The following is a 23,298-nucleotide window of genomic DNA, read 5'->3' as shown; positions in this document are numbered from 1 at the left end:
AAACGTGAACACAAGGGGCCGCTTTTCCTTGCTACTCGCGGGGTTGCCTCCTACTCTTGAAGCCAACCAGAGTTGGAGGGCGGTAAGATGGCGCCCAAGCGTCCTGCCGGTGGTGGGGGCGCGCTCCCGGGGCCCGTCCCGGTCGAGCCACCTGCACCGGCGCGCCCGGATCCGGCGGAGCTGTACGCCGCGCTGGATCTCGGGACGAACAGTTGCAGAATGCTGATTGCCCAGCCAAAGGGCAGCCAGTTTCACGTTGTAGACAGCTTTTCCAAGTCCGTGCAGCTTGGTGCCGGGCTGGAACGGTCGGGCCGGTTGTCGCGCGCCTCGATGGCGCGGACGGTGCACGCGTTGAAAATCTGCAAGCGAAAGCTGGTCAAGCATGACGTCCGCCGGATGCGGCTGGTCGCGACAGAGGCGTGCCGCCGCGCGACCAACGCGGCCGAGTTCATGTCCTACATCCGCAACGAGGCGGGGCTGGCGCTAGAGATCATCGAGCCCGAGGAAGAAGCCCGGCTTGCCGTGGTAAGCTGCGCGCCCTTGGTGTCCACCAAGACCGAACAACTGCTGGTGGTCGATATCGGTGGCGGGTCGACGGAACTTGTCTGGATCGACCTGACGCAGGTGCCGCGCCACGACCGGCCCCGCGCGATCATGCGTCTGCACAGCGGGTTCAAACCGACGGAAAGCCCGTTCGCCCACGCGAAGGTGGTCGATTGGATCTCGGTGCCGCTGGGCGTCGCGACGCTGCGGGACCAATTCCACGACGTCGACGACGACGCGGCGCGATATGCGCTGATGAGCTGGTTCTTCGAGGAAAAGCTGATCGATTTCTCGCCCTACGAGCAGATCCAGCAGAAGGAAGGGTTCCAGATCATCGGAACCTCCGGCACCGTGACCACCGTCGCGGCCAGTCACCTTGGACTGAAGCGGTACGACCGCAACAAGGTCGACGGGCTTCGGATGACATCTGACCAGATCGAGAAGGTGATCCGCGACTACCTGTCGCTTGGCCCGGCCGGGCGCCGCGCCGATCCCCGGATCGGCCGTGACCGGCATGCGCTGATCATGTCGGGCGCCGCGATCCTGCAGGCTTTGCTGCGCGTCTGGCCCACCGACCGGCTATCGGTCGCGGACCGGGGCCTGCGCGAGGGTCTGCTGTACGCGCAGATGTCCCGCGACGGCGTGCTGGAGGACGGCGCGTACTAGGCGCGCCGCCCCCCGGGTGTTTTGCCTTAGAAAATCAGGTCGCCTTCGGCCGTGTCCAGCACCACGAACAGCAGCTCGCCGTCGTGGTATATCTCGGCATCGGCACCGTTCTGGGCGGTCGTCACCGATCCGGTCACGTTGAGCAGGGCGATCACATCGCCCTCGGCGGCATCGTAGTCGGTGATCGTGTCGACCCCGGTGCCCGCATGAGCGACGTTGAATTGGAAGGTGTCGGCGTTGGCGCCGCCGGTCAGTTCGTCGCTGCCACGTCCGCCATCCAGCGTGTCGTTGCCCTTGTCGCCGAACAGGTCGTCGCCGCCGTTGCCACCGGACAGTTCGTCGGCAGCGCCGCCGCCCTTCAGCGTGTCACTGCCGGAAGAGCCGTTCAGCGTGTCCTGGCCTTGGTTCCCAAGCAGCTCGTCGCCTTTGCCGCGGCCGTTCAGGATATCGTCGCCAGATTGTCCGACGATCAGGTTCGAGATGCCGGGCACGCCGGACAGCGCGTCATCCTCGGGCGTGCCGACGATCTTGTGCTGAATTTCGGCACCGAATTCGTCCAGCAAAGTCACGGACGCCGGCGATCCGCCGACGAAGTCGGTCGCGTTCAGCAGGTCGGACGCCGATAGGCCGCCACAGACCGAACCTTGGATCGTCGCCATCAGCACGCCGTCGACGTACAGTTCCACGTCTCCGTCGCTGGTTTCCTGCAAAACGAACTGTTGCCCGCCGACGTTTTTGATCTGCAGGGCATCATCGAAGGTCATGCGGCGCAGTTGGCGTTCGATGTCGAAATCTTCGATCAGCGAGAAGCTTTGGCCGACCAGCGCCGCGTTGATGACGAACGTATCATCCCCGTTGCCGCCGTTCAGCGTGTTGTCGCCCTTGTCGCCGCTTAGCGAGTCGCGTCCGTTGCCGCCCTTGAGGTAATCGTTGCCGGCGCCGCCGTACATTTCGTCGTGCCCATTGGCACCGAACACCGTGTCGTCGCCCTTGCCGCCAAGCAGAGGGTCGCTTTTTCCCCGGCCGATAATCTTGTCGTTACCGTCGTTACCGGCGATGGAATTCTCTTCGCCCGCGACGCCGCGCAGCACTTCGTCCGTGCCGTCACCACTAATATTGGCCATGTTGTACCCCCTTAAATCCTTGTCACTTATTAACTGGGTTTGAACTCAGAATCCGAAAGAACCACGGGGAATACCGGTTTGGCGACAATAAAATTCAATGTTTTCAATTAATTAATTTAAGTTAACTGGTGGCGAAGTTCTACCTTAGCGAGAAGTATTAACGGGCGATTGGGAAGTCTTGTTTCAAGTCGGCCGCCGCTGCAATTCCAGATTGAAAAATGACATTAAAATATATGTTAATTGGAGCATGGGCCGAACGGTTCACGTTCCGGCACTGTCCGCGCGGGAATGGCGTGCGGCGGGTGGACGACACGGCGCAGGTTGGCGCATTGTCTGATTTTTCCGAATCGGTCCGGCTTGCGCGGGACCAAATGCAGGGGACACGGCGTGGCAGGCAAGAACACATCGGGCCGCGGGCAGCGGGACCTTCGGGTCAAGGTGAAGACGGCGCGTGGGCGCAAGCTGTCCTCGACCCGTTGGCTGGAACGCCAGTTGAATGATCCTTACGTGAAACGCGCGCAGGCCGAGGGGTATCGCGGGCGCGCGGCGTTCAAGATCCTCGAGCTTGACGACAAGTACCGCTTTCTCGTGCCCGGCGCCCGCGTCGTGGACCTTGGCTGTGCCCCCGGCGGCTGGTGTCAGGTCGCGGTAAAGCGGGTAAACGCGCTTGGCGAGAAATCCGGCAAGGCGGTGGGCAGCGTGCTGGGCATCGACCTGCAAGAGGTCGAACCCGTTCCCGGCGCCGAGATCCACGTGCTGGATTTCATGGAAGACGACGCCGACCAGAAGGTGAAGGACTGGCTGGGCGGCCCGGCGGACGTCGTGATGTCGGACATGGCGGCCTCTGCCTCGGGGCACAAGCAGACCGACCACCTGCGCATCGTCGCCCTGTGCGAGGCGGCGGCGGAACTGGCGTTCGACGTTCTGGAACCGGGCGGCACCTTCGTCGCGAAGGTGCTGGCGGGCGGGGCCGAGGGCAGCCTGCAGACGCTTCTGAAGCAGCGGTTCGACAAGGTTGCGAACGTGAAACCGCCCGCAAGCCGGTCGGATTCGTCCGAGAAGTTCGTGGTCGCCACCGGCTTCCGAGGCTGAAACAATCGAAGATTAAGCCCTTACGGTGCCGGAATATTGTTTCGGGGCGGGCGTCAGTGCGGTCCAATTCCGGCGGTCGCGTGGCATGCCCAATGTTCGATCTGGCTCATCTGTGACCCGGTTGCCGCGAAGCGGCGCCGAAACGCCCGTTCTGGCGCGGAATCGCGTTCGTTATCGAATTAATTGAAGGGCTTGCCGCAGTCCGGAGTTGACCAGAATCGCCGGTCTGGGGATGTTCATGCCGGGCGTGCGTTTCCCCCAACCACGGATTTGCGATTGCCCGAAAGTCCGGATCGTCCTCGGTCGAGGCCGGTCGATTTGCTACCGCCCGAAAGGCAGTGCAGGGGCTAGAGTGGGTAAAGGAGTTGAGAATGAACTATATCAAAATCATGCTGGCGGGTCTGCTTTTCGCGACCATTATGCCGTCGCTCGCGTCGGCCGATACGCTGTTCTGGACGATCGACAACGACTATAGCCGTACGGTCAGCGTCGAGTTCTACAGCCAGGACCGCAACCACGTTTGGCCGGGCAACGGTCAGGTCTACGTGATCGACCCGAACGAGGGCGATGCGACCTTCAACCTGTCGTGTAACTACAACGAACTGATCTGCTACGGCGCGTGGGTGCGCGGCTCGTCGCAGACCTATTGGGGCGTTGGCCCGAACGACAGCTACAATTGCTCGAACTGTTGCGCCCGCTGCGGGTTGGGCAACGTAGAGCCGATACAACTATTGCCATGACCGCGTAACGCGTCGCGCAAGGTGTTGTGAGACACGCCGCCCGGTCCGAACAGGCCGGGCGGTTTCCGTTTGGACGCGTGTTTGGTCGGCGTCAGCGCGTCTAGCGTTCCAGAACCAGCATGTTGTCCGCGATCTCGATCCGTTCGAACCGCCGCAGGTAGGCCATGCCCAGTAGCGAGGTGTTCATCTCGCCCTCGTTCACCCAGACGGTGATGTTGCGGTCGGTGATGCCGCCGACGGACAGTTCGCCGACGGTGGTCTGCGCGGTGCCGACGATGCCGTTGGCGGTTCCCGCGCGCCCGGAATAGACAAGGCCGTCGGGGTCGATGCCGACCCGTTCGGCATCCTGCCGCGACATCACGATGTCGGTGGCGCCGGTATCGACCACGAACAGCACCTGCTGCCCGTTCACCCGCGCGGTCAGGTAGTAATGACCATCGCGCGCCTGCGGCACCTCGATCCGGCCGGCTTCGGCGAAGACGGACTGCTGCGGAAGGATGTCGCCGCGGATGTCCTGCCACAGCCCGACGGCGGCGATCACGCCGACGAAGATCAGCGCCCACTGGATCATGTTGCGCAGCATCTGCCCCATGTTCTGGCGGTTGTGGAAGACGTAGGATGCAATCAGCGCGCCGCCCAGCAGGACGAGGTAGGTCAGACTGCCGAAGCTGTTGGGGTCCATGCGGGTTCCTTTCCCGTCAGAAGATAGGCACCCGCGACGCCCGTGTCAGCCTGTGGGGTCGTGCGGATCACGCGACTGTCAGCGCGGACGGGTATAGTGCGGCTTAGGGGCCGTAGCCCGCGCCCCGGATGCCGTCGAGCACGAACTGCACCGACAGCGCCGCCAGCAGCATCCCCAGCAGGCGGGTGACAACGTTGATCCCCGTGGGACCCAGCGCGCGTTCCATCAGCCCGGCGGCCAGCCACAACAGCAGGCAGATCGCGACGACCGCGATCATCACGAGGTGTACGGCGACCACCCAGCTCCACGAGGCGCCGGTCTGGCCCGCCAGCAGGATCATCGTCGCCATCGCCCCGGGTCCCGCCGTCAGCGGCACGGCAAGCGGAAAGATCGACGGGTCGTCGCCGGGATCGTCGTCTTCGTGGGTCTTGTCCTGCCGCCGCTTGGTGCGGCGTTCGAACAGCATGTCGAGCGCGGTCAGGAACAGCAGCACGCCGCCCGCGATGCGGAAGGCGGGCATCGAGATCCCGATGAACGACAGGATCTTTTCCCCGAACAGGCCGAACACCGTCAGCAGCGCAATGGCGGTCACGGCGGCGCGCAGCGCGATGGTCCGCCGTTTGCGGGCCGACATGCCCTGGGTCAGCGCCACGAACAACGGCGCCATGCCGATCGGGTCGATCACCACGAACAGGGTGACGAAGGCGGTGATAAGAAGGGCCGGGTCCATATGTCTGTGTTTAGACGATGCGGCGGGTAAATCCAGCCTTCGCGCGCGGTCGGGTCAGAACGACGCCGGGCAGGGGGCTCTGCCCCCCGCGCCTGCGGCGTGTCCCCCGAGGTATTTCAAAAGAGAAGAAGCGGCTGTCAGACGCGCGTTTCGGCGGCTTCGAGGCTTTCCTGAGCGGACAGCCAAAGACCTTCGGCGCGGCTGAGGCCGTCCATGACCTCGGCGTATTTCTTTTGCCAGACTTCCATTTCGCCGACCTTCTCGGGCTCGTACAGGGCGGGGTCGGCCAGCTTCGTCGCCAGCTTGTCGCGCATGTCGTTGAGCTTTTCGAGCCGCGCTTCGCATTTGCGGACCTCGGAACGCAGTTCGAGGATCTTCTCGCGCGAGGCGGGTTTGGGCTTGGCGGGCTTTGCCTTCGACGAGGCGGGCTTGTCCGACGACAGCAGCATCGCGCGGTAGGCTTCGAGATCCTGTTCGAAGGGCGCGACCGCGCCGTCCTTCACCAGCCACAGGCGGTCCGCCACAAGGCTGAGCAGGTGCATGTCGTGGCTGACGAGGATCACTGCGCCGGTGTAGGCGGTCAGCGCCTCGACCAGCGCCTCGCGGCTTTCGATGTCGAGGTGGTTGGTCGGTTCGTCGAGGATCAGCAGGTGCGGCGCATCCAGCGTGGCCAGCATCAGCGACAGGCGCGCCTTCTGGCCGCCCGAGAGGCGGCCGACCTCGGTCTCGGCCTGCGGGGCAAGGCCGAAGCCGCCGAGGCGGGCGCGGTGCTTGGTGGGAAGCTCGTCCGGCAGCATCCGGCGCAGGTGGTCGAGCGGTGTCTCCTCGACCCGCAATTCGTCGACCTGATGCTGGGCGAAGAAGCCGATGCGCAGCTTGCGCGCCTTGGTGATGCGGCCCGCCTGCGGTTCCAGCCGGTCGGACAGCAGCTTGGCCAGCGTCGACTTGCCCTGACCGTTGCGGCCCAGAAGCGCGATGCGGTCGTCCTGGTCGATGCGCAGGGTCATCCGCGACAGCACCGTGCGGTTGCCGTAGCCCACCGCCACGCCTTCCATGTTGATGATCGGCGGCGACAGTTCCTCGGGCTCGGGGAAGGTGAACTTGCGCAGCGCCGCTTCCTGCGGCGTCGAGATCAGCTGGATCTTGTCGATCATCTTCAGCCGGCTTTGCGCCTGCACGGCCTTCGACGCCTTGGCGCGGAAGCGGTCCACGAAGCTTTGCAGGTGGGCGATCCGGGCCTTGGCCTTGGCGTTTTCGGCCTCGGCCTGCGCGATCCGGGCGGCGCGCTGTTCGGCGAAGTCGTCGTAGGCGACGGTGTAATACGTCAGCTTGCGGTCTTCGAGGTGCAGGATGTTGTCCACCGCGCGGTTCAGAAGGCCGCGGTCGTGGCTGATCACCAGCACCGTGTGCGGGTAGCGCGCAAGGTAGCTTTCCAGCCACAGCGCGCCTTCGAGGTCGAGGTAGTTGGTCGGTTCGTCCAGCAGCAGCAGGTCGGGGGCCGAGAACAGCACCGCCGCCAGCGCCACGCGCATCCGCCAGCCGCCCGAGAAGGCAGAGCAGGGCATCTGCTGTTCGGCATCCGAAAAGCCAAGGCCCTTGAGGATCGAGGCGGCGCGCGCCTCGGCGGACCATGCGTCGATGTCGGCGAGCCGGGTCTGCACCTCGGCGATGCGGTTCGGGTCGGTGGCGGTTTCCGCCTCGGCCATCAGGGCGGTGCGTTCGACGTCCGCCTCCAGCACGGTGTCGATCAGCGACACCTCGGACCCCGGCACCTCTTGCGCGACGCCGCCGATGCGGGCGCGCGACGGCAGCGAGATGTCGCCGCCTTCCAGCGCCAGTTCGCCCCGGATGATGCGGAACAGCGTGGACTTGCCCGCGCCGTTGCGCCCCACAAGCCCGACCTTGTGGCCGGTGGGAATGGTGGCGGAGGCGCCTTCGAACAGGGGCTTGCCTTCGATGGCGTAAGAGATGTCGTTGATCCGTAGCATGGGGCGGGGGATGCGGCGCGGCGCGGCGCTTGTCAATGGCGCGCAGCGCGCCTTAGGGTTCGGGCAAGCCCGGAGGTCCCCCATGCGCCTGTTTTCCGCCGTTCTGCTTGTTGCAGCGACACCGCTTGCCGCGCAGGAGGATCCGTTGCCGGACCTGCCGTTCCAGTCCGGCGAGGGCGAGGTGTTCTGTGTTATCGTCACGGGCGAGCGCAACCACGTCCGGTGCGACCTGTACGGCGGCACGCTGACCTTTGCGGACCCGCCCGAAGACTGCGGCGAGGGCTGGGGCTATGCGTTCGAGGTGGGGATCACCGGCAGCGGCAAGGTGCTGTGCGCCGACGACAGCGTCATCGACGAGTCTATCCAGGTGATGGAGCCGGGCTATAGCCATTCGCGGGGCGGGGTGGCCTGTTTCTCGGAAGAGGGCGGCATGACCTGCCTGAACGCCGAGAACCTCGGCTTCACCCTGCGGCAGGACGAACAGGTGCTGTACTGACGGGCGCCGGGCGTCTGGACCCTGCCGTTCCGTCATGAAACTGCCACGCGGACATGCAATGGACGCCGCATCCAGAACGGGCGGCGGGGCTTTGCAAAGACGAATCTCCGTGCTAACCGGCCCGCAATGAAGTTTTCAGGGCCGGGCAGCCGTTGTCCGGTTCTTTAGCAAGGAGACACCAAATGGCCATCGAGCGTACGCTGTCGATCATCAAGCCCGACGCCACCAACCGCAACCTGACCGGCAAGATCAATGCCAAGTTCGAGGAAGCGGGCCTGCGCATCGTCGCGCAGAAGCGGATGCACCTGACGAAAGAGCAGGCCGGCAAGTTCTATGCCGTCCACGCCGAGCGTCCGTTCTACGACGAACTGTGCGAGTTCATGGCGTCCGCTCCGGTCGTCGTGCAAGTTCTGGAAGGCGAAGGCGCCATCGCGAAGAATCGTGAAGTCATGGGTGCGACCAACCCGGCCGACGCCGAGGCTGGCACCATCCGCGCCGAGTTCGCCGAGTCGGTCGGCGAAAACTCGGTCCACGGTTCGGACGCCCCCGAAACCGCTGCGGAAGAGATCGCATTCTTCTTCGCCGGTCTCGAAATCGTCGGGTAAGACTTTTCCGCAACACGCGGATCGAAGGGCCGTCCCGATGGGGCGGCCCTTTTGTTTGTGAGGTAGGGCGGCGGGTGCCGGACCGCTTAGTTGCGCGTCTTTGCGTAGTCTTCGATCAGCCCGGGGATGTCGTCGCCGGTCGGGAAATCGTCGAACCCGTGCGGGGCGCCGAGCCGGGCGAACGGCATCGCGTCGGACAGCTTCGTTTCCATGAACGGAACCTCGGTGGGCGGGGCGTCCAGCATCGGAGTGCGCACGTTCACAAGGAAATCGACGCCCTGCGGCTGGGTGAAAACCCACGACAGGCACTTCGCGCAATGCATGTGGCGATGGCCGGTGCCAAGCCCGCCGCGCACCGCCTCGCCGCCGGTCACGCGAAACCCCTCGGCCGGGGTCATGACCGTAAGCGAGAATGCGCTTCCGGTCATGCGCTGGCAATCGCGGCAGTGGCAGGCGGACGTGGCGAAGGGCGGCGCGGTGATCTCGAAGGTCAGCGCGCCGCATTGGCAGCGACCGGTGGCGGGCAGGGTGATCTCTGGCATGGTGGGCCTCCTTGTCAGGCGCACCATCGCAGGATGCCCCACCGGATCAAGTCACGCGTTGAAGTGACGCCGTAGCAGCGCGACGTTCTTGCGGTTCGCCTTGAAGGCAACGTCGAACAGGTCGCCCACAAGCGGGACCAGACCGACCAGCCAGTCGACGCCGATGTTCACGCCCATCCGGGCCAGCACGTGGTTCGGGACACCCATCTGCTGGGCGCGGTACGCGATGTAGCCTGCCGGGGCCAAGGCGACGGTATCGCCGATGCCGGGGATCAGGCCGAGGATCGAATCCAGACCGACGCGGACGCCGACGATCGGAAGCCGGAACATCGTGTCCATCCGGTTGGCGATGGCTTCAAGCTGATCCAATTCACGGGTCAGGTCGCGCCCGGTTGTGTCGGGCGTTACGGGAGGGGGCATATTCGTGGTTTGCGTGCTCATAAGCCTGTAACGCGGCGGAAGCCGCATCGGTTCCGGTCAGATGCGCACGCCGACCTCGTCCAGGGCAGCGGCAAGCGCCGCGCTGTGGTCGGTGGCGACGTTGGCCTTCAGGGCATCGAAGCGGACGCGCAGGGCGTCTTTCTCTGCGCCGGTGCAATCGTTCCAAGGCCGCCCTTGCAGGCCCATCACCAGCGCGTAGTAGCCGATGAAATGCGGTTTCGTGCCGTTGGCGAGAAGCCGGCGATAGGCTTCGTCGGGCCCTAGTGCGCGCACATCCTCTGCGGTCGCCATTCCGGCGCGCGCGAAGGCGCGGTCAGAGGCGGGGCCAAGGTTGCGGATGCTTGAGACAGGGTCGGACATGGTCCCAGTATAAAGCGGACCGCCGGTTTCGCCCAGCGGTGTTCGCGGCAGCCTTGGCGTGATTGACCGGTGTGTCAGCTTAAATGCTGGCCCAGTCGTTGTAACGCACGGTGTCTTCCGCGTTTTCGACCGGGCGGAACAGGCGCTTGTCCGGGTTCGGCTGCGGCTGTGTATGCGGGGTCTGTTCGCTACGGGTCTCCGGACCTTGATCCGGCGCAGGGCTTTGCTTGGTGGACATGGTTCGCTCTCCTCACTCCGCGGCGGTGGATCCGACCGCGTTGCTCCCTGCGGAAAAGCTTAGGCCCACAGGGGGCTTTTTTCCCAATGCAGCACCGGTATTGGGCGGCGCGGGGGCGGAAATGGGGCGAGACTATGGCGATTGTGTCCTCAGACGTTTCAATACGCGTCGAATCCCGCAGTTTGCCGGGCAGGGAGCGTCGGCGGTCGAGGCGGGCGAAGAGGCAGCCAAGTATGGTGGAATTGCCGTTCGGGACGGTTAATACCCCGGGGTTAAAGGGCATTCGCATGCGGTTTCGACGCGGTCGTATCGGTTCTGCGCTGGAAACGATTCGCTTCGGGGTCGGCGAATTGCTCGCAAAGGTTGCAAATTAACCTTTTCGCGCAATCCTGTGGATAGGTTCGAATTTGTTTACCCGGCGTGGCCAATCCATATGGCTCTTTCCGTAGCGTTTCAGCGGGCTACAACTCAAAACGGCTTGACCTCAAAACGATTTCAGTCTGGTATGGCAATTAGGACACTCCCGGGACACTCATGCCTCTAACATTCGCTATATGCTTGTTTTTCGTCGCAGGGCTGGGCGAAGTGCTCCGCCGCGGCGACTTCGGCATGAGCCCCCTCGCGTCGGTCGCGGTGCTGGCGGCAGCGATGTGTCTCTTTGCGCTGGCCATTCTGCGGCGCGATGCGATCCACCTGATTCGTAGTCCGGGACGTGCGCTTTACACTGAGGATAACCTTGGCTGGTCTTGGCAACGAACCATCGCCTTGGCGTTCTTCGTGCCGTTCCTGTGGGGGATTTCAGCAGCTTGCGCGTCGATCTTCACGTCTTACGTCGTGGTCGTGCCTGCCATGCCCAAGCTGGCCTCAGCGCTTGCCATTCAGGTGCTGATCTTCGCCTTGCCGCAGGATCTGTTCTTTCGTGAAGCCGTTCTGAAGGTGTTCCACCACAACCTGACGCTGGCCTTCGCTGCTTCGGCCATCGCCGTGACTTTGTTCAATCTTCCGCACGGGATGCCCACCGCGGTCATCGCTGCGGGCACCGCGACGGCGTTCATGGCGCTGCGGGTGGCGGGGATGAACATCTTCGTCGTGGCGCTGGCGCATGGGGCGACCAACGTGCTGTTCGGCCGCGTCCTGCTGGCCGAAATCAGCGCCGATGCGCTTTGGCTTTATGCAATTGTCTTCGCCGGGGCGCACCTGCTGTTCGCGGCGCTGCTCATGCTGATCAGACAACCTGTACGGTCGCTGATGACCCAGCGCGCCAGCTGACGGCAAACCGCAAAACCACCGCAAAATTTTTTCTTTGAGCCCCGCGCCGCCGGGGTCATACTCTGTCGCAAGCCAGGTCGCGCCATCGACCGTGGCGCGGCGCGCAGAACGGCGGAGGCGGACAGGGCTTGCAGATCAGGTTGTTGGGAGACGTGCGCCTGACCGCGCCCGACGGGTCCGAGGTCCGGATCCCGTCCCGCCGCAGCCAAGCCCTGTTGGCCTTCCTTGTCCTGTCCTCTGGTCGATCGTTGCTGCGAACCGTCGTGGCCGAGGTTCTGTGGCCCGACAGCGCCGCCGAACAGGCCCGCGCCAGCTTGCGGCAGGAACTGGCCGTCTTGCGCAAGGCATTGCGGCTTGCCGGGCTGGACCCGATTGAGGCCGGGAAGGACCGCATTCGCTGGACCGGCGCCGCGCCGCTGGCCGACGTGACCGAATTGGAACGGCGCAGCGCGGCGGGCAGTCTGGGCGATCTGCGGCAGGCGGCGGCAATCTGCGGCGGGCTGTTCATGCAGGGGTTTTCGCTGCGGTCCGAGGCATTCATGGACTGGCTGGAAGCGGAACGCACCCGACTGCGGACGCTGGCCCTGACCGCGCTGCAGGAACAGCTGCGCGCCAGCGAAGAAGCGGGCGACGCGGGGCGGATCGCGCTGGCGGCCGAACAGCTGCTGATCATCGACCCGGTGCGCGAGGCGGCGCATCGAAGTCTGATCCGCGCCTACGCCGCCCTTGGGCGCCGTTCGGACGCGCTGCGCCAGTTCGAAACCTGCCGCGCGGTCCTGAACCGTGAAACCGGCGCCGTACCCGCCGCCGAGACAGAGGCGCTGGCCGCCCGTATCCGCGCGTCCGACCCCTTGCCAGAGCCGGTGCGCACGCCTTCGGCCCGCGACGGCGCGGCGGTGCTGGTGGTGCATCTGCCAGAGATCGCCGGACTGGACGCCACTACCGATCCCGAGATGCTGGCCGGTGTGCAGGCGCAGTTCGCAGCGTTGGCTCAGCGGACCGTGACCGGGTTGGAAGGCCGCCTGATGCCCGGCGTCGGCGACCGGATCGTGGCGCTGTTCACCGGCGGCCCCGAGGCCGAGATCCGCGCGGCGCTTGCGGGGCTGATGCTGACCGACGAACCCTTGCCGATCGAGGGCGGGATGCTGCGCCCGGCGGGCGGGCTGTCGTCGGGGCTGGTGGCGCTGGACGCCGGGTCGGGCCGGGTGGCGGGGCGTTCGTTGCAGGCGGCGGTACAGGTGGCGCACCGCGCCGCACCGGGCGAACTGCGCGCCGACCTTTCCATGCGCGAGGTGCTGGCCGAGGATTACAGCCTGACCGAAGTCGCGGGCACGTTGCGGGTGGTCCCGCCCGACGTTCCGGCGGCGCGCCCGGAACCGGCGGCGACACCCACGCGCCGCGAAGAGCCGCAAGGTCCAGCGGCCGAAGCGCAGTGGCAGGATTGGCGCGCCGCGATGCGCCGTGGCGATCTGCGCACTGCCGCTTCCATTGCGGACCGAACCGCCGCGTTGCGGGCAGAGGCGGGCGAGGTCGGGCAGGTGATGACCGGCGTCACCCGGCTGTTCCGGGGGCGCGTGGGCGCGGCCGAGGCGGTCCTGACCCACACCGAGGCGTTGTACACCCTGCCGGACCTGTTCGGGATCGATCCGGGTCTGTTCGGGCGCTGCCTGCACGCGTGGCTGCTGTGCCTGCGCGGTGCGCCGGGCCGTGCGGGCGAGGCGTTGCGCCGCGCGGTGTCCGAGGCCCGTGGCGCCGGGCACCCGGAAACGCTGATGGCCTGTTTGACGGTCGCGGCGCTGATGCAGGACACGCTGGGCGAAGCCGCCGCCGCCGAAAGCGCGGCGCGCGCGGCCCATGACGCCGCGGCGGACTGGCCCGACTGGCAGGCCTTTGCGCTTGGTCTTCTGGGGCGGGCGCGCGACCGGCTGGGAGACGCCGCTGGCGCCGGGCAGGTGTCAGAGGCGCTCGCCGTCTATCGGTCCAGCGGCGCGGCGCTGGGGGTGCCGTTCTTCCACGTCTGGCTGGCCGAGGCGCATCTAGAGGTCGGCGATGCGTCTGAGGCGCTGCTACAGGCGGACGAGGGGCTGTCGCACGGCGCGTCCACCGGCGTGCTGGTGGTGGAACCGGAACTGCTGCGGCTACAGGCGCTGGCGCTGGTGCGTCAGGGGCGCGGCGGCGAAGGTCAGGCAGAGGCCGGGTTCGTCGCGGCGATGGAATCCGCGCGCCGTGCGGGCAGCGGCTTGTTCCGCCTGCGGACCGCCGTCAGCTATGCCGGGCACCTGCGCCGCGAAGGCCGGGTCCGGGATGCGATCCGGCGGTTGGAAGAGGGCCTTGCCGCCGTCGAGCCGGGCGGTCCGCCGACCGCCGACCTGAAAGCCGCGCAGGCCCTGCGTCAGCGGCTGGCGATGGACTGAACCGGCGTCGTCAGGCGGGCGCGGGTGCGTTCAGCTTGTCGAGGACGATGTTGCCGTCCTCCATCCGGATCAGGCGGTCGCATTTGTCGAAACAGTGCTCGTCATGGGTCACCGCGATCACAAGGTGGCCCTTCTTGGCCAGCCGGGGCACCAGCACGTCGTAGAAGAACGCCCGCCGAACCGGGTCCTGATCGGCGGCGAACTCGTCCAGCACGATGATCGGGCGTTCCTCTGCCAGCGCGATGGACAACGCGAGCCGCCGCATCTGGCCGGTGGACAGCGACAGGGACGAGAATGCGTCGCCCTCGATCGAGACGCCTTGCGACAGGCCCAGCTCGTCGATGTGCTGTTGCAGGCGGGTGCGTTCGTCGGCGGTCAGGCCGTACAGCTGGCGGAACAGGTAGAATTCCGAGAAGACGGCGGTGAACAGGCCGCGATAATCGCCAACGGTGTCGCGGGTCACAGGCTTGCCGTCCAGCAGGATCTGGCCGCCGTCGGGATGGCGCAGGCCGGTCAGGATCTGCATGAACGTGGATTTGCCCATGCCGTTGCCGCCGGTTATGAACACCGACTGGCCGGGTTCCAGCACAAGGTCGATGGGCCCCAGCGTGAAGCTGTCCTCGGCCTTGGTGCCGTGCGCCTTGGACGGGCGCCGCAGGGTGGCGGTGATGCCCTTCAGTTCCAGCTTGTCGAAGGTCGGGCGGCTGTCCTGCGCGGCGCGGACGGCCTCGGTCTCGGGGTTGGCGTCCAGTTCGGCCAGAACCTCGTTCATCTGCTCGTAGGCGACCGAGGCGCGGGCGAAGCCGGGCAGGCCGGACACGACGGCCTCGATGGGGCCGAAGGTGAACAGCACTACGGTCAGCACTTGCAGCGTCACGACGCTGTCGGCATCTGTGACCAGCGGCAGCAGCGTCACGATGGACACAAGCAGCACCGCCAGCGAGGCCGAGGCCGCGATGCCCGAATAGCTGAAGATCCGCTCTGCCGCGATGGTGCGGTCGCGGGTCTCGTCCACGACGTGATCGACGCGGGTCGCCAAGTCGATGCGCCGCGCCTGCCGCAGGCGCAGTTCCTTGTAGCCGCGCAGCAGGTCGTTCATCGCGTCGTAGAATTCCGCCCGCGAGGTGTTGGCGCGTTTCAGAAGCGACCGCGCCGGGCGCTCGGCCAGCAGGAAGGCCAGCACGCCCAGCGACAGCGACACGATGCTGGCGACGACAGCAGGCCAGCTTTCCAGAGCCATGTAGCCGAAGCAGAAGATCAGCAGCAGCACCGCCTGCAGCATGTCGGCCAGCCGCGTCATGGTGTTCGACACCATCAGCGTGTGGCCGGTCAGGGCGTTGTAGACATGACCGGGTTCGCGGGACTGGAAAAAGCTGACGTCCGCATTCAGCACCGCGTCCGATACCCGGTGCCGCAGCAGGTGGTTCACGTTCTCGACCAGCCGGATGCCCGTGACCCGTGCCCAGTGCGCCGTCACCAGCGATGTGACCACCGCGAACAGCAGCAAAACCAGCATCGGAAAATCAGGGCCACCCTGCGCCGCCGCCTGATTGACGGCATAGATCATCAGCGTCCGGCTGGCCGAGGCAAGAAACGCGTACAGCACGATGGGGCTTTTCAGGAACCGGCCCTCGCGGAACAGGAAGCCGATCAGGTCGCTGAGCTTGCCGAAGGCGGATTGGGACATCGGGGCTTTCGTATGGGCGGTTCGTCAGGCAGTGCGGTCAGGAACCATATCGCGCGGACGGGGTCAACGCGCGGTCGCCGTGTCGCCTGCGGGGGCCAGCGTCAGGGTCCGCCCGCCAAGATCGCGGAACGCACGCTGGCGGCAGGTCAGCACAAGGATCTGAAGGTCTCCGGCCTGCCGGTGCAGCGCGTCGAACATCCGCTCGATCCGGTCGTCGTCGGTGAAAACCAGCGCGTCGTCCAGGATCACGGGTGCATGGCGTCCGTCGCGGGCCAGCATCCGCGCGAAGGCCAGCCGCACCAGCAGGGCGATCTGTTCCTGCGTGCCGCCGGACAGCACCGTCAGCTTCTCTTCCTGCCCGTCGCGGGTCAGCGTCTCGGGCAGCAGGGTCTCGTGACCCCATTGCAGTTCGGCATCCGGCCACAGGATGTGAAGAAGCGGCTGCAACTCTTTGGCAATGGGCGCGAAATACCGTTCGCGCGCCTCTGTACGGGCGGTCTCCAACACCTGTTTCAGAAGGGTAAGAACCGCAACCTCGCGGTCAATGCGGCCAAGATGCGCGCGGGCGGCTTCCAACTGTTCGGTGGTTTCGGCCAGCCGTTCCTCGACCGCGTGGCCCGACCCGGCGGCGATCCGTTCGTCGAAGGTCGCGATCTCGGGCTTCAGGCGGGCAATGTCGGCGCGGGCCTGCGTGTCCACCGCCTGCGCGCGGGCAAGGCTGGCGGCGGCGGCGTCAAGGTCGGGGGCGGTGCGGCGCTGTTCGGCCAGCGTCGCGTCTGCCTGTTCCAGCGCGTCGGCGGCGGTGGCGCGGGCGGCGGTCAGCGCCTCGTCGCTGGCGTCGCCCAGCTTTGCCAGCGACTCTTTCGCACGGCGCAATCGGTCGGCAGCGGCGGTGCGCGCGGTATCGCTGCGGGTCGCTTCCGCGCGGGCGTCCGACAACGCCTCGGCGGCGGCGTCGCGGGCGGACTGGGCCGCGATGCGGGCGTCGGCAGCCTGCGACAGTGCGGCGTCGGCCTCGGCCGGATCGGGCGCGTCGTCCTGGGCGTCGGCCTCGGGGATCGCGGCCAGCGCGGCCTGCAGCGCGTCCAGCCCGTCCGGCGCCAGCGAGGCATAGACCGCGCGGGCCTCGCCGTGCTGGCGGGTGGCTTCGGCGCGTGCTTCGGCGGCGGTGCGGGCAGCGTCGAGATCGGGCAGGGCGCGGGCGTCCAGCGCCTGCCGCAAGGCCCGCTGCGCCGTCTCGACCGAGGCATCGTCGCCGGACCCGGCGCCGGGCTGGATGTCGAGCCGCCCGATGCCGTCGAGCGTCAGAACCGTCGCACCGACGACCGCAAGCGGGGTGGCGTCGTCCAGCGGCTGGCCCTCGCGGCGGACGCGGCCTTCGGCGCCGGGATCGTAGCTGACGGTGACCTGCGGGGCCTGCGCGGCGCGGGCGGCTTCGGCCAGTGCGACGGCGCGCGCCTTGTCCTCTAGCTCGCGCAGCGCGGCGGCGTCGGGCCCGGTCTTGGCGGCGGCGCTTGCGGTTTCCATCCGGGCGCGGGCCTCTTGCGCCTGCGCGATCCGCGCGGCCAGCTCGGCCCGGCGGGCCGCGCCGTCGCGGGCGGCCTGCTGCTGCCGTGCGCGGCGGGCGGTGGCGTCGGCCTGCGCCTCGGCGGCCTGTGCGGCCTCTAGCGCGCGGGCGGCCTCTGCTGCGCGTGTGCGAGCCGTTTCGTGCGCGGCCTTGGCCTGCGTCGCGGTCGCCTCGGCGGCGTCGAATTGTGTCTGCGCCTCTGTCCGGTCGGCATGGATGGCGCGGAACCGGTCCAACGCGTCCTGTGCTGCGGTCAGTGCCAGCCGCGCGGCGTCGCGGGCGCGGGTGGCCTCGTCGACCTGCTGGCCGTACCGTTCCGCCGCGCGATGGGCCGCCGTCGCGGCGTCCAGCCGGGCAACGCGGGCGGCCACCGCCTCGGGGTCTTCAAGGTCCTGCAACGCGCGCCGGGCGCGGCGCCTGCGGTCCAGCGCATCGTGCAGCGCCTCTGCGGTGTCGGTCAGGCGGGCAAGCTCGCCTTCCAGCCGCGCGACCTCGTCCTGCGCCTCTTTCCACGGACCGTTGGCCTTGGGGCGGCCGGTGTTGGTGGCGTAAAGGTCCAGCTCGGCGTCGCACCGCTTCAGCGCGGTGTCCATCCGCTGCCCGCCGGTCATCGCCTCGACCTCGCCGGTGACCGAAGACAGCAGGTCGCGCCGGGCTTCCAGCGCGGTTTCTTCCTCTTTCCGGCTGGGCGCGGTCAGGCCGGTCGCGCCCTGTCGCACCCAGACCAGACCGGACGGATCGCCCGCGCCGCCGCCCAGAAGCTTGGCGATCCACGTCTCGGCCTGATCGGCCTGCGCCACCAGCGTGCCGTTGCGGGTGACGGTGGCGATGGGCTTGGACAGCCACTGCTTGGTGATGGCAAGAACGCCCTCGTCGGTCTCGACCTCGACCGTGACGCGGGGCGCGCCACCGGCGTGGGGGCGCAGCGCGGTGACGTCCCGGTCGCGCGAGCCGTGGGGCTTGAAGAACAGCGCCTGTATCGCGTCGAACAGGGTGGATTTGCCGTGCTCGTTCGGCTCGCACAGCACGTTCAACCCGTCGCCGATCCCGTCCACGCGGACCGGGTCGGTGAAACGGCGGACGTTTTCCAGCGTGATGGCGCGCAGCTTCATGCGGTGTCCTTCACGTAGGCATACAGCCGCGACAGGGCGGCGGCGGCGATGTCGCGGTCATCCTGCGACAGCGTGTCGGATTCCGCATCGGCGCGCAGCCGGTCGGCGGCCAGCCGCAGGGCGCCGCCACGGTCGATCTCGTCAAGATCGGCGGTCTCGTAGGTGGTGCCAAGCGCGGTCGTCACCAGCTCGAACACCGCAAAGTCGGGCGCGGCGTCGGCGGCGGCAGACTTGAGCGCCGCCTGTTCCGGCAGACCGGCCCAACCGCTTGCCCGAACCCGAAGCAGCATGTCGCCACGTCCGCTAACCGGCAGCAGGTCAGCCAGCGCGGCGGCGGCGTCCTGCCCGGAGTGCAGCGGCAATTCAGCTTCGGACCACAGGAAGGCGCCCGTGTCTACCTCGGTAATCCCGACCTCGGCAATCTCGGGCGTGCCGGACTGGGAAACAGGCAGGGAAACGGACAGGCAGACCCCGCGCCGGCCATGCTTGAACCGGTCCTGTTCCGGCGTGCCGGAATAGTGAGTGCGGTCCCCGACGGCCATCCGCCCGTGCCAGTCGCCAAGCGCAAGATAGCCAAGCCCGGCGGAACGGTCACGGTCTGGCGGGATATGCGCGCCGCTGTCGGTGAAGTCGGTGACGCCGCCGTGCGCCAGACCCAGCCGCACCGCGCCTTCGGGCGAGGGCATGTCGACCAGCGCGGCGGACAGGTCGGTGCCGGGATTGCGGAAGGTCACTGGCGCGGGCAGCAGCGTGACGTCCGGCGCCAACTGGACCGGCGCGGCCTGCGTCAGGGCATGGACGTTGGCGGGGGCGGCGCGCGCGATCTCTTGCCACAGGGGTTCGGCGTCGCGCAGGTTGTCGTGGTTGCCCGGCAGCAGCCACCACTGCAGGTCAGGGTCGTCGCCCATCGCGGCCAGTGCCCGCCGGATCACCTGCGTCGAGGGCGTCGCGGTGTCGAAGGTATCTCCGGCCAGCAGGATATGGCTTGCCCCGGTGTCGCGCGCTGCGGCGGCCAGCCGAGCGATCGCACCGTGCCGCGCCTCCATCAGGCGGCCGCGCGTGTTGGTGTCGGGCAGTTCGGGGATATTTGCGAACCGCCGACCAAGGTGCAGGTCGGAGCTATGGATGAAGCGCATAAGGCAGGACAGTGGATTGCGTGGGCTTGGACGTGGCGCACAGCGTCGCGGGATCGGGGCGCGAAGTCAAACGCTTCCCGGCGGCAGCCGATGTGTCACAGGAAGGGCAGCAACCAGTCCGCGAAGAACACCAGCAGCGCCGTGATCGAGGCGACGCGGATGAACCGATACGCCCGGTCGGCGCGCAGCTTTTCCGCCGGGCTGGCGAAATGCGGGATCGACACCACCGGGCGCAGGCCAAGCTCTCGGTCCATCTGCTCGGCGGTGTGGATCGTGGGGCGGTTGCGGTCGACCAGCAGCAGGGCGCAGGCCGCGAAGATCACGGCAAGCTTGGGTCCGTGAAGCAGGTAGGCGGTCACGATCAACGCTACTGCCGCCAGCGCGAAGCGGCGGCGGCGAAGCATGAGCAGAAGTTGGCGAACAGAGTGGAGGGGGGGCATGGTGTGGGGTGTCGGTCCTATGGCCCTTCGGCCGCGCGGTTCAGGACGACCCCCAACAACGGGGCGCGGTCGGACAGCCTTCGCTCGCACTCGGCGATCTGGCGGCTTGTGGTGTGCGCGCCGTCCGCGACCAGCAGGACGCCGTCCACCATCGGCAGGACAAGCCGTGTGGTGTCGTCGCGCAGCAGCGGGGGCAGGTCGATCAGGGTGATGTCGGGGGACAGCGTGTTCTGGATGCCGTCCAGCACGTCCCACATCGCGTCGCCCTGCATCAGCGCCGAGGCGTTGGCAACCGGGCGGTCGTTCAGCCCCAGCGCCAGCGTTTCGCCGATGCGGAACAGGTGTTTCTCGGGCGGGTGCGCGCCGGTCAGCATGTCTTCCAAGGCACCGGCGCCGCGGATGTCGAACGCCTTGGCCAGCCCCGGACGCGGCAGGTTCAGGTCAAGGGCAAGGGTACGGAAGGCGCTGATCCGCGACAGGCTGAGCGCAAGGTTGGCGGTCGCGAAGGTGCTGCCACAGTCGGGCGTCGGCGCGATCACCGCGATGCGGGCTATCCGGTTGCCGGGCAACGACCGCAGCAGATGGCCGCGCAGATGCTCGAACGCAAGGGCGGCGGGATCGGACGGGCGGCAGCTGATCAGCCGGACGCGGGCCTTGGGGCCGTAGCTGGGGCTGCGGGCCAGCCGCCGCAGGCGCGACCACGCGGGTGGCGGCGACGGATCGGTGAGCGCGGGAAAAGACCCCGGCAGCGCGGGGTCGGTCCGCGGCACGCCTCCGGGCGGGCGGGCGCCGTCGCCGGCAGTGCCGGTCCGGTCGCCGCGAGGATCGAGACGGGAAACGAGTGTCCGTATCATGGCGTCCTCAGGCCCCGGGCGCGGCCTGTCTGGCGGCGGACGCACGGGCCGCCGGTTCGGGCCGCCGCACGGGCGCGGATGCCGGAAGGGTGGTCAATAGCCCGTCCCTTTCACGACGACACCGACGGTCTTGAAGATCAGCCCCATGTCGACGCGCGCCGAACAGGTCCGGTCGTATTCGATGTCGGCGCGAGACCGGCTGTCGAAGTCGCTTTCGTTGCGTTCCATCACCTGCCACACGCCGGTCAGGCCTGGGCGGTGCGCCATGTAGGGTGCGGTGTCGCCGTATTTCTCGACCTGATCCGGCATCATCGGACGCGGGCCGACGATGCTCATGTCGCCGCGCAGCACGTTCAGGATCTGCGGCAGTTCGTCCAGCGAACTGCGGCGCAGGAACATCCCGGCGCGGGTGATGCGCGGGTCGTTCTTCAGCTTCTGGCAGCGGTCCCATTCGGCCCGCATCGCCGGGTCGGCCGCAAGGCAGGCTTCCAGCTTTTCCTCGGCGTTGGCGACCATCGTGCGGAATTTCAGCATCTTGAAGGCCCGGCCGTGCTGACCGACGCGCTCTTGCACATAGATGATCCGGCCGCCGCCCCGGGCGATCATGATCGCGCCCAACAGCAGCAGGGGCACGGTGAAGGGCAGCGTGAGCATCACGAAGGCCAGATCCAGCAGCCGCTTGCCACGGGCGCGGTAGAACGACGTCGGGCGCGGTGCGTTGGCGGGGGCTTTCGGCGTGTTGGCAGAGGTCGCGGGTGCGGTGCCCGCCGTGGTGGCGGGGCGCGCGCCGTGATCCTTACGCGACCGGACGACGGCGCCAGCGGTCGTGTCCGGGCGAAGGCGCGGCTTCCCCATCCGGGGCTCGCCCATGCTCATGACTGCAGAAAAATCAGCAGCGTCGGCTTCGACCTCGGTCAAATCCCTCATAGCCGTCCCCCAAGAACCCCGTTTACCCCAATCCAGCGAAAGACAATCGACGCGGTGGCGCAGTACCCCCCAGCAAGCTGCAGCACGCCGTGAAAATGCCTTGATGTTGCCAATATTAGGGCGAGACCGTGGCGGCGTTAATCGCGCAGACGAGAATTGATCGTGTTTCATGCCAAGTTCCTGAAAATAGAACCTATTCGGATTGTCCGCTGTCTGGGGCCTGTTGCAGCGGGTGAAACAGAGCGCGGCAGACGTGAGGATTGGTGCCGAAAGGGAACCTGAGGGCCTATTCGAGCCATGATTCGTGCGGCGGAATCTCGCCACAAATCGCTGATCGAGCCGAAAGGTCTTGGTCGGGCCCGCCACCGGCGCTGACGGTCGCAGCCGCGACGCCAAGCGTGCCGTGGCCCAAAGCGATGCGCTGGCGCGGGGAGGCTTGGCGCGTGCCTGCGCCGTTGGGCTGTGGGCTGGAATTGCTGCGGCGTGAAGACGGCCACCTGCGTTGGTCGCCGCCGTGTGGCTGGACCTTTATCGACATCCGTCGACCCCCCATCATCTAATAAAGTTAAAGCCTTACCGTCCCCGGCTAAACCGTCGGGGCCAAGCGGCTGGTGAAATCAATGTGGGCAGACCTTCGCAGTCGCGGCACCGCTGGTGCAAGGTGAAATCGAAGGGTGGTAATGTATTCCTGACCGCCCGGTCAACGACCCGCGGCGGCGTCCAGATCGTGGCCCGGATCGACGGAAACCTGAATTTCAAGCCATTTGACAAGGACTTGCAGGGCGGGGCGCGGGGTGCCCTGCGGCCAGACAAGGTAATAGCGCCCGGCCGCCTCGGTGTCGGCTTCGGCGGCGCGCACCAGCCGGTTCCGCGCGATCTCGGCCCGGGCCATGTAGTCGGGCAGCAGCGCCACGCCGAATCCCAGCGCCGCCGCTTCGGCCATGGTGGCGAACTGGTCGAACAGCATCCCGCGCAGTCCGTCCGCCCGTGTGTCCTGCGCGGCGAACCATTCCTCCCATCCCGAGGGGCGGCTTTCGAGGTGCAGCAGGGGCAGGTCCAGCAGCGCCTCGGGCGTGGCCGGGCCCGGAAGAAGGCCGGGGGCGCAGACCGGGACGACACGTTCGCGCGACAGTTCCAGGTAATTGACGCCGTGCCAGTCGCGCTGCCCGAAGTGGATCGCGGCGTCGAACGGTTCGCGGTCGAACTCGAAGGGGGCAAGCCGGGTCGACAGGTTCACCGTGATCTCGGGATGATCCCCGGCGAACGCGCGCAGGCGCGGCGCCAGCCAGTGCATCCCGAAGGCGGGCAGGATCGCCAGGTTCAGGCTGCCGCCCGACGGGTTCGCGCGCAGTTTCAACGACGCGCGGGACAGGCCCCGCAGGCTGTCGCGCACGGCCTGCGCATAGTCCTGTCCGGCCGGGGTCACCGCCATGCCGTGCCGTTCGCGCCGGAACAGCGGCACGCCAAGCTGGCCTTCCAGCACCTTGAGCTGGCGGCTGACGGCGGAATGGGTCAGCGACAGTTCCTCGGCGGCGGTTGTGGCGCTGCCCAGCCGCTCGACGGCCTCGAACGCCAGCAGCGAACTCATGGAGGGCAGGAAACGGCGCGGCGCGATCATGTGAGTTTTTGTCCAGTCCGGTCGAGT

Annotated in this window: 22 protein-coding genes; 7 read left to right on the top strand and 15 right to left on the bottom strand. The window is 67.2% G+C overall.

Features of this window, described 5'->3' with window-relative positions:
• Positions 1-87 precede the first annotated feature (87 nt).
• A complete protein-coding gene (locus tag P1K30_RS03680) occupies positions 88-1,209 on the top strand; it encodes a Ppx/GppA phosphatase family protein (RefSeq protein WP_275631309.1) in 1,122 nt (373 codons plus the stop codon).
• Positions 1,210-1,235: 26 nt separating this feature from the next.
• Here P1K30_RS03680 and P1K30_RS03675 read toward each other — a convergent pair whose 3' ends face one another.
• A complete protein-coding gene (locus tag P1K30_RS03675; protein WP_275631308.1) occupies positions 1,236-2,333 on the bottom strand; it encodes a calcium-binding protein in 1,098 nt (365 codons plus the stop codon).
• A gap of 387 nt (positions 2,334-2,720) precedes the next feature.
• Here P1K30_RS03675 and P1K30_RS03670 point away from each other — a divergent pair, with 387 nt between their 5' ends.
• Both P1K30_RS03670 and P1K30_RS03665 read left to right on the top strand, forming a co-directional pair.
• Positions 2,721-3,425 (top strand): RlmE family RNA methyltransferase, encoded by a 705-nt coding sequence (locus P1K30_RS03670; RefSeq protein WP_275631307.1) that lies wholly within the window; start codon positions 2,721-2,723, stop codon positions 3,423-3,425.
• Between the two features lie 371 nt (positions 3,426-3,796).
• Complete coding sequence (locus tag P1K30_RS03665; protein ID WP_275631306.1) at positions 3,797-4,165, top strand: hypothetical protein; 369 nt, start codon at positions 3,797-3,799, stop codon at positions 4,163-4,165.
• A gap of 100 nt (positions 4,166-4,265) precedes the next feature.
• Here P1K30_RS03665 and P1K30_RS03660 read toward each other — a convergent pair whose 3' ends face one another.
• The 3 genes from P1K30_RS03660 to P1K30_RS03650 form a co-directional block, all read right to left on the bottom strand.
• Complete coding sequence (locus P1K30_RS03660; protein ID WP_275631305.1) at positions 4,266-4,847, bottom strand: retropepsin-like aspartic protease family protein; 582 nt, start codon at positions 4,845-4,847, stop codon at positions 4,266-4,268.
• A 103-nt stretch (positions 4,848-4,950) separates the two neighbouring features.
• Positions 4,951-5,577 (bottom strand): MarC family protein, encoded by a 627-nt coding sequence (locus tag P1K30_RS03655; protein WP_275631304.1) that lies wholly within the window; start codon positions 5,575-5,577, stop codon positions 4,951-4,953.
• A 137-nt stretch (positions 5,578-5,714) separates the two neighbouring features.
• On the bottom strand, positions 5,715-7,565 hold the full coding sequence (locus tag P1K30_RS03650) for an ABC-F family ATP-binding cassette domain-containing protein (RefSeq protein WP_275631303.1): 1,851 nt from the start codon (positions 7,563-7,565) through the stop codon (positions 5,715-5,717).
• An 82-nt stretch (positions 7,566-7,647) separates the two neighbouring features.
• On the opposite strand from P1K30_RS03650, the gene P1K30_RS03645 reads away from it, so the two are divergent.
• Together P1K30_RS03645 and ndk are read left to right on the top strand one after the other, a co-directional pair.
• A complete protein-coding gene (locus P1K30_RS03645; RefSeq protein ID WP_275631302.1) occupies positions 7,648-8,061 on the top strand; it encodes a hypothetical protein in 414 nt (137 codons plus the stop codon).
• Between the two features lie 182 nt (positions 8,062-8,243).
• Positions 8,244-8,666 (top strand): nucleoside-diphosphate kinase, encoded by a 423-nt coding sequence (gene ndk, locus P1K30_RS03640; RefSeq protein ID WP_275631301.1) that lies wholly within the window; start codon positions 8,244-8,246, stop codon positions 8,664-8,666.
• A gap of 86 nt (positions 8,667-8,752) precedes the next feature.
• On the opposite strand, the gene P1K30_RS03635 is transcribed toward ndk, so the two are convergent.
• The 4 genes from P1K30_RS03635 to P1K30_RS03620 form a co-directional block, all read right to left on the bottom strand.
• Positions 8,753-9,208 carry a GFA family protein gene (locus P1K30_RS03635; RefSeq protein WP_275631300.1) on the bottom strand — a complete coding sequence of 152 codons (456 nt, stop codon included), beginning with the start codon at positions 9,206-9,208 and terminating at the stop codon, positions 8,753-8,755.
• A 51-nt stretch (positions 9,209-9,259) separates the two neighbouring features.
• On the bottom strand, positions 9,260-9,628 hold the full coding sequence (locus tag P1K30_RS03630) for a DUF4112 domain-containing protein (RefSeq protein ID WP_275631299.1): 369 nt from the start codon (positions 9,626-9,628) through the stop codon (positions 9,260-9,262).
• A 57-nt stretch (positions 9,629-9,685) separates the two neighbouring features.
• Positions 9,686-10,009: a TfoX/Sxy family DNA transformation protein gene (locus P1K30_RS03625; protein ID WP_275631298.1), complete on the bottom strand. Its 324-nt coding sequence runs from the start codon at positions 10,007-10,009 to the stop codon at positions 9,686-9,688.
• A 79-nt stretch (positions 10,010-10,088) separates the two neighbouring features.
• Positions 10,089-10,247 (bottom strand): hypothetical protein, encoded by a 159-nt coding sequence (locus P1K30_RS03620; protein ID WP_275631297.1) that lies wholly within the window; start codon positions 10,245-10,247, stop codon positions 10,089-10,091.
• Positions 10,248-10,856: 609 nt separating this feature from the next.
• Between P1K30_RS03620 and P1K30_RS03615 the strand changes: the two genes are divergently transcribed.
• Both P1K30_RS03615 and P1K30_RS03610 read left to right on the top strand, forming a co-directional pair.
• Positions 10,857-11,516: a CPBP family glutamic-type intramembrane protease gene (locus tag P1K30_RS03615; RefSeq protein WP_275631296.1), complete on the top strand. Its 660-nt coding sequence runs from the start codon at positions 10,857-10,859 to the stop codon at positions 11,514-11,516.
• Between the two features lie 128 nt (positions 11,517-11,644).
• A complete protein-coding gene (locus P1K30_RS03610) occupies positions 11,645-13,930 on the top strand; it encodes an AfsR/SARP family transcriptional regulator (protein ID WP_275631295.1) in 2,286 nt (761 codons plus the stop codon).
• A gap of 10 nt (positions 13,931-13,940) precedes the next feature.
• On the opposite strand, the gene P1K30_RS03605 is transcribed toward P1K30_RS03610, so the two are convergent.
• The 7 genes from P1K30_RS03605 to P1K30_RS03575 form a co-directional block, all read right to left on the bottom strand.
• Positions 13,941-15,617, bottom strand: a complete 1,677-nt coding sequence (locus P1K30_RS03605; protein WP_275631294.1) for a cyclic peptide export ABC transporter — start codon at positions 15,615-15,617, stop codon at positions 13,941-13,943.
• A 63-nt stretch (positions 15,618-15,680) separates the two neighbouring features.
• Complete coding sequence (locus P1K30_RS03600) at positions 15,681-18,296, bottom strand: AAA family ATPase (RefSeq protein WP_275631293.1); 2,616 nt, start codon at positions 18,294-18,296, stop codon at positions 15,681-15,683.
• Complete coding sequence (locus tag P1K30_RS03595) at positions 18,293-19,432, bottom strand: metallophosphoesterase family protein (RefSeq protein ID WP_275631292.1); 1,140 nt, start codon at positions 19,430-19,432, stop codon at positions 18,293-18,295. Before P1K30_RS03595 ends, P1K30_RS03600 begins: the two co-directional genes overlap by 4 nt.
• Positions 19,433-19,527: 95 nt before the next feature.
• Entirely contained in the window at positions 19,528-19,836 is a 309-nt protein-coding gene (locus tag P1K30_RS03590) for a hypothetical protein (protein WP_275631291.1), read from the bottom strand.
• Positions 19,837-19,889: 53 nt separating this feature from the next.
• Positions 19,890-20,726: a CpsD/CapB family tyrosine-protein kinase gene (locus P1K30_RS03585; RefSeq protein ID WP_275631290.1), complete on the bottom strand. Its 837-nt coding sequence runs from the start codon at positions 20,724-20,726 to the stop codon at positions 19,890-19,892.
• Between the two features lie 93 nt (positions 20,727-20,819).
• Positions 20,820-21,653, bottom strand: a complete 834-nt coding sequence (locus tag P1K30_RS03580; RefSeq protein ID WP_275631289.1) for a sugar transferase — start codon at positions 21,651-21,653, stop codon at positions 20,820-20,822.
• Between the two features lie 700 nt (positions 21,654-22,353).
• Positions 22,354-23,271 carry a LysR family transcriptional regulator gene (locus P1K30_RS03575; RefSeq protein ID WP_275631288.1) on the bottom strand — a complete coding sequence of 306 codons (918 nt, stop codon included), beginning with the start codon at positions 23,269-23,271 and terminating at the stop codon, positions 22,354-22,356.
• Positions 23,272-23,298 lie beyond the last annotated feature (27 nt).

The sequence above is a fragment of the Psychromarinibacter halotolerans genome (genome assembly GCF_029168315.1).
Classification (GTDB): Bacteria; Pseudomonadota; Alphaproteobacteria; order Rhodobacterales; family Rhodobacteraceae; genus Psychromarinibacter; species Psychromarinibacter halotolerans.
This window is presented reverse-complemented; position numbering and strand designations above follow the sequence as displayed.

Excerpts from the sequence above, each read along its gene's own strand:
- P1K30_RS03605 (WP_275631294.1), bottom strand. The coding sequence starts at position 15,617 with ATGTCCCAATCCGCCTTCGGCAAGCTCAGCGACCTGATCGGCTTCCTG.
- P1K30_RS03575 (WP_275631288.1), bottom strand. The coding sequence starts at position 23,271 with ATGATCGCGCCGCGCCGTTTCCTGCCCTCCATGAGTTCGCTGCTGGCG.
- P1K30_RS03645 (WP_275631302.1), top strand. The coding sequence starts at position 7,648 with ATGCGCCTGTTTTCCGCCGTTCTGCTTGTTGCAGCGACACCGCTTGCC.
- P1K30_RS03660 (WP_275631305.1), bottom strand. The coding sequence starts at position 4,847 with ATGGACCCCAACAGCTTCGGCAGTCTGACCTACCTCGTCCTGCTGGGC.
- ndk (WP_275631301.1), top strand. The coding sequence starts at position 8,244 with ATGGCCATCGAGCGTACGCTGTCGATCATCAAGCCCGACGCCACCAAC.
- P1K30_RS03635 (WP_275631300.1), bottom strand. The coding sequence starts at position 9,208 with ATGCCAGAGATCACCCTGCCCGCCACCGGTCGCTGCCAATGCGGCGCG.
- P1K30_RS03580 (WP_275631289.1), bottom strand. The coding sequence starts at position 21,653 with ATGAGGGATTTGACCGAGGTCGAAGCCGACGCTGCTGATTTTTCTGCA.
- P1K30_RS03615 (WP_275631296.1), top strand. The coding sequence starts at position 10,857 with ATGAGCCCCCTCGCGTCGGTCGCGGTGCTGGCGGCAGCGATGTGTCTC.
- P1K30_RS03620 (WP_275631297.1), bottom strand. The coding sequence starts at position 10,247 with ATGTCCACCAAGCAAAGCCCTGCGCCGGATCAAGGTCCGGAGACCCGT.
- P1K30_RS03665 (WP_275631306.1), top strand. The coding sequence starts at position 3,797 with ATGAACTATATCAAAATCATGCTGGCGGGTCTGCTTTTCGCGACCATT.
- P1K30_RS03625 (WP_275631298.1), bottom strand. The coding sequence starts at position 10,009 with ATGTCCGACCCTGTCTCAAGCATCCGCAACCTTGGCCCCGCCTCTGAC.
- P1K30_RS03675 (WP_275631308.1), bottom strand. The coding sequence starts at position 2,333 with ATGGCCAATATTAGTGGTGACGGCACGGACGAAGTGCTGCGCGGCGTC.
- P1K30_RS03655 (WP_275631304.1), bottom strand. The coding sequence starts at position 5,577 with ATGGACCCGGCCCTTCTTATCACCGCCTTCGTCACCCTGTTCGTGGTG.
- P1K30_RS03595 (WP_275631292.1), bottom strand. The coding sequence starts at position 19,432 with ATGCGCTTCATCCATAGCTCCGACCTGCACCTTGGTCGGCGGTTCGCA.
- P1K30_RS03630 (WP_275631299.1), bottom strand. The coding sequence starts at position 9,628 with ATGCCCCCTCCCGTAACGCCCGACACAACCGGGCGCGACCTGACCCGT.
- P1K30_RS03680 (WP_275631309.1), top strand. The coding sequence starts at position 88 with ATGGCGCCCAAGCGTCCTGCCGGTGGTGGGGGCGCGCTCCCGGGGCCC.
- P1K30_RS03650 (WP_275631303.1), bottom strand. The coding sequence starts at position 7,565 with ATGCTACGGATCAACGACATCTCTTACGCCATCGAAGGCAAGCCCCTG.
- P1K30_RS03590 (WP_275631291.1), bottom strand. The coding sequence starts at position 19,836 with ATGCTTCGCCGCCGCCGCTTCGCGCTGGCGGCAGTAGCGTTGATCGTG.
- P1K30_RS03600 (WP_275631293.1), bottom strand. The coding sequence starts at position 18,296 with ATGAAGCTGCGCGCCATCACGCTGGAAAACGTCCGCCGTTTCACCGAC.
- P1K30_RS03585 (WP_275631290.1), bottom strand. The coding sequence starts at position 20,726 with ATGATACGGACACTCGTTTCCCGTCTCGATCCTCGCGGCGACCGGACC.